The organism is Eggerthella sp. (assembly GCF_048329335.1).
GTDB lineage: Bacteria > Actinomycetota > Coriobacteriia > Coriobacteriales > Eggerthellaceae > Eggerthella > Eggerthella lenta.
Genome location: NZ_DBFEGU010000150.1, coordinates 1 through 4,666, shown reverse-complemented (window position 1 = coordinate 4,666; position 4,666 = coordinate 1). Strand labels below are relative to the sequence as shown.

The 4,666-nt window shown below is 62.9% G+C and carries 5 protein-coding genes; all 5 read right to left on the bottom strand.

What is annotated here, in order from left to right; all coding sequences use genetic code 11:
• Positions 1-945, bottom strand: a 945-nt coding sequence (locus ACMO6A_RS04745) for a Fic family protein (protein ID WP_418470843.1), incomplete at its 3' end; no start/stop codon positions are given.
• Between the two features lie 54 nt (positions 946-999).
• On the bottom strand, positions 1,000-2,784 hold the full coding sequence (locus tag ACMO6A_RS04740; protein ID WP_418470842.1) for a hypothetical protein: 1,785 nt from the start codon (positions 2,782-2,784) through the stop codon (positions 1,000-1,002).
• Between the two features lie 14 nt (positions 2,785-2,798).
• Positions 2,799-3,125 carry a type II toxin-antitoxin system RelE family toxin gene (locus tag ACMO6A_RS04735; protein ID WP_009609259.1) on the bottom strand — a complete coding sequence of 109 codons (327 nt, stop codon included), beginning with the start codon at positions 3,123-3,125 and terminating at the stop codon, positions 2,799-2,801.
• Positions 3,125-3,448: a hypothetical protein gene (locus tag ACMO6A_RS04730; RefSeq protein WP_009307196.1), complete on the bottom strand. Its 324-nt coding sequence runs from the start codon at positions 3,446-3,448 to the stop codon at positions 3,125-3,127. Before ACMO6A_RS04730 ends, ACMO6A_RS04735 begins: the two co-directional genes overlap by 1 nt.
• A gap of 55 nt (positions 3,449-3,503) precedes the next feature.
• Positions 3,504-4,666, bottom strand: a 1,163-nt coding sequence (locus ACMO6A_RS04725; RefSeq protein WP_418470841.1) for a DUF2130 domain-containing protein, incomplete at its 5' end; no start/stop codon positions are given.

Sequence of the window (4,666 nt, the reverse complement as noted above, 5' to 3'; positions counted from 1 at the left end):
GAGATGTTCGAGCTGAGCCTCGTCGAACTCGATGCCGTAGACGTGCGATCGCTCCTCGTCGAACAGAAATGCCAGCGAGCGCTCGATCAACGAGGGATCGTCGAACAGCGCCTTGCACGCAAGATCGCGCGAGCGCAACTCGTGTTCGGCTTCGTTCAGCAGGTTGTCGAGGAACCGCACGACGAACCGAAGGTCGGGCAGGACGCCCGCTTTCGCGTTGCGGTAGTTCGCGCGCACGAGCGCATCGCGAAAGTACCGAGCATGTCGCTCGAACGGCTCGTTGTCCACATCGAAGCCCAGATCGTGCAGGTAGAGCACCGCGAACACCGCCGTCGTCCGCGTATTGCCCTCGACGAAAGGATGAACCTGCCACAACCTTGCGATAAAGCGGCCGAGATGTTCGAGCTGAGCCTCGTCGAACTCGATGCCGTAGACGTGCGATCGCTCCTCGTCGAACAGAAATGCCAGCGAGCGCTCGATCAACGAGGGATCGGCGTACACCACGCTGTCGCCGTTCAGCACGAACTCGCGCTTTTGCAGCGCTTCAGTCTTATACTCGCCGGGTCGATACGTCGCCGCATCGAGATCCTGGAACAACGCGCCATGGATCACGGCGAGCATATCGGGTACCAGCGCGAACGCGCCCGAAGCCAGCAGCTCGACGATGCGCTGGCTCACGAGGTCGGCTTCGCGCTCCCCCGCAGCCTCGTCGCGCCCATCCGCCTTCTGTCGCGCGTGGTAGGCGCGAATCATGCTGCCCGTCTCGTCCAGCCCGCGCACGCCGCTCACGTGCTCTCGAGCGAGATCGCGCAGATACGGAGAAGGCTTCAGCCCGTCGACCTCCTGCAAGCCCATCGCAACGCGCCAATAGCCCTCGCGCACAGCGGGGTCGCGAAGCTCGGGCTTCGCCTCGTACGGAAAATCTTCTGGACAATCGGCGGTCAACGAAGCCTCCTTCGCAACTGTTCGGAACTGGATCACGTTCGCCATTGTAGCGCATTACGAGGCGGGCATGTTCTCCCAGTAGTCGGATGACGTGTCGTCGTTGCCCACGATCACCTTCGCGCGCAGCACGCCCTCGGCCGGCAGGTCCGAGAAGCCGACGATCACGCCGTCCATCCCCCACTGCAGGCCCTTCATGCCGTACAGGCGGCGCTCGACGAATGCGGTGGACACGCGCAGCTCCGTGCCGTTCTCGATGAAGCCGCCCCCGTCGTCCACGCGAAACGAGAACCCGTTCTCCTCGACGGCCGACGTCACCGTGCCCGACACCGTATAGCCGCAGTCGTACGACGCGAGGATGTCGTCGAGCGTTTCTTCCTCGACGCGCCCCTGCTGCTCGGGCACCAGATCGCGCGCCGGACCGAACACCTTCTGCGCAACGATGGCGCCGTCGGTATGAGCCTCAGTGGAGCGGATCTGCACGCTATCGCCCACCGCCAGCTCGTCGAACGGTACGTCGAAGTGCTCGGTAGACGCGCAATCGACCGACACCTGCGTTCCCGTCGCGATATCCTCGGTGGATTGCGTTATCGCCAGCACGAGCACGAGCGCCTCGTGGTCGATGGAGACGATGTTGCCCGTATTGTGGTACGAGTAGCCCGATCGTACGGGAGGAAGGGGCTGCCCCTCGTCCGATGTCGACGAGAGGCGTGCGTTCGACAGCATCCTCATGAACAAGGGGCCTTCGGACGTCGCGTATTCCACGCGCGGCGTATCGAACCATTCAGGCGTGACCACTTCGATGGCGCCGCCGCCAAGGTACGTTTCTTCGGGAGGTTCCAGCCGAAACGTGGACGACAGCATGGTCGGCAGCAGCGCGATCGCGCAAAGCGCGGCATACCCCGCCAAGCGATAATCCTTGCCGGGTCCTCTCAGCGTTTTCGCCAAGACGAACGGGATCGCGACGAAACACGTGACCAGCACGCAAGCGGTCGGGATGTCGTAAACGATGTTGCGCAGCTCCAAACCCTGAGCCGCCGCCTGCTTCTGGCAAACGAAGAAGAATGCGAGCGCGCACACGCTGACGCCCACCGATCCGACGAGCACCGCGATGCACGCCGCACGCGGGTTCGCGCGCGGCACGGGACGCCGGGACTCGGAAACGGGCGGTGCATGTCTCGGTCTCGGTGAAGGCTGCGCCTCTGCCGTACGGTAGCGCCCGACCAACGCATACGCCAGCCGCTGAAACACCGCCGCCGTCGCTAGCGCGGCCGCGACGAAGACGAGGCCTTGCACCATGAATCCGATCAGCGAATGAGCCGAATCAAGGACGCCGCTTGCAGCGAGCGCCCATGCCGCCAGGACGAACGCAAGCTCGCCGAGGACCCGTTTGAACGAGCGCCGCGCCCACCGCTCGTCGCTGCCGAGCGCCCAGGATATCGGCAAAACGAGGGCAAGCCCGCTGTACAGCATGAAGATCGCATGATCCCATACCCATGAAAGAGGGTTGGAATAGAGGCCGAACAAGCTCGGCGACTGCAGGCAGCTGCCGACCATCTGCACAACAAGCACGGTGACGAACACCGTGAGCGCCTCGGCAGCTACCGCGCCGGCCGAACCGCGCGAAGGCTTGAACGACGCCCACAGCATGAGCGTCGCCCCCATGACCGACGCGTTGACGTACACGGGAAACAGCGTGTCGTCCGCGGGCCACGGCACCAGCGACATCATCGCCGAAACCAGCACGGCGACGAGCGCGCCCGCCAGCGCGTACCCGAGCCGCGCGAGCACCTCCCCCGTCCCCGCGCCCGTGCGCTCCTTCGTCGTGAAATCGTCCCACATAGCGCCCACCCCGTCTACAATCCGTGCGACTCCCGCCGTTTCTGGGCTTCGCGGTATACCGCATCATCGGAGCGAACCCCAATCACGACGATGCGCATGGCATGCTCGATGCGCTCAAGCTTGTACACGATCCGGATGCCATCCGACTTCAATTTCACTTTCATCAGGCCGCTCAACTGGGACAAGCGCTTGTTCCCAAGAGGTTTTCCGTATCCCCCTTCGGATGAGGGAAGAGGATTCGACTGCACTTTGGCGATCGCCTTCACCACGCGTATACGCTGGGATCCGTCCAATGCGCGAAGATCCTCCCGAGCTTCGGGAAGGAACGACAGCTCCCACATCACGCCAGCTCCACGTCTTCGATGGCGTCAACATCCTCAAGCGCGATGCCCAGCTCGGCGTACACCTCTTCCGCAGGGACGGATCCTGCATCCTGATTCGCCGTCAACCGCGCCATCGCTTCGGCCATAAGCACCATGTCGGCCTCGACCTCCGAGAGATAGGCGTACTCGTCCGGCGTCGTGATAACGCGATACGGTGCATTGTTCTTCAACACGATGACGGGCGTGGAATTAGACGCCGACGAGAAGGCCTGCGCGGCCTTGCCCCGGCTGAACGCCGAAACAGGCACCATGTTGTCTAGCAGCTCAGCAGGTGTCGCCATGAAAACCTCCTTATATCGTGAAAATAGACTAGCATATTTTCACGATATAGACGAATTACGGCCGCGCGTCATCCTTCTCCTCGGCCAGCGCCTCGAAGGCCGCTTTCATGGTAGGGTTGTTCCTGGTCAAGCGCTTGATGGTAAGATCTTGGGCCTTGTTGTTCGCCAGGCGCAGGTTGTTCTCGGACGACACGAGAGCGTCCTTGGTCTTCTGCAGGTGCAGGATGGTCTTGTCGATCTCGTCGATGGCCGTCTGGAACTTGCGGCTGGCCAGATCGTAGTTGCGCGCGAAACCGCTTTTGAACGTTTCCATCTGCTCCTCGAAGTTCGTGATGTCGATGTTCTGGTTGCGCACCACCGCCAGCTCCGCCTTGTACGCCATCGAGTTCAACGCCGCGTTGCGCAGGATGGAGATCATCGGCAGGAAGAACTGCGGGCGAATGGCGTACATCTTCTCGAAGCGGTACGACACGTCCACGATGCCCTGGTTGTACAGCTCGCTTTCCGGCTCGAGCAACGTGACCAGCACCGCGTACTCGCACCCCTTCTTCCTGCGGTCGGCGTCGAGCTTCTTGAAAAAGTCCTCGTTCTTGTGACGATGCGACGAATCATCGGACTCGTTCTTCATCTCGAACATGATGGAGACGATCTCGTTGCCCTCCTCGTCGCATTCGCGGAAGATGAAGTCGCCCTTCGAGCCCTCGGACGCGTCGTTGTCCTTCTCGAAGTACGCGCGCGGAAACGCGGCGGCGCGGATCTTGTTGAACTCGGTCTCGCAGTGCTGCTCCAGCGACTCGCCCACCATCTTGGTGGACAGGCGCGCCTTCATGTCCTTGTAGCGCTCGATCTCGCCTTCCTTGTAGGCGATGATGTCGTCTTTTGCCTTGAGCTCGATGGCCAGCTGCTCTTTGAGGGCGCTCGTCGCTTGGCTTTTCTCGGCGTCCTTGAGCGCCACCTGCGCGGCCAGCGCGTCGCGCTCGCGCTCCAGCGCCGAACGCGCCTGCTCCACCGCCAGCTTCTTCTCCGCCTCGAAGGCGCGGCCTTGCGCCTCCACGCGCTGCTCCAGCTCGGCGATGCGCGCGTCCTTCGTCGCCACCGCATCGGCCAGCGCGCGCTCGCGCTCGGCGTGGGCCAGGCGCTGCTGGTTCTCGCGCTCACGCTGCTCCGCCTGCAGCCGCGCCTCCAGCTCGGCGATGCGCGCCTCCTTCTGAGCCGCGT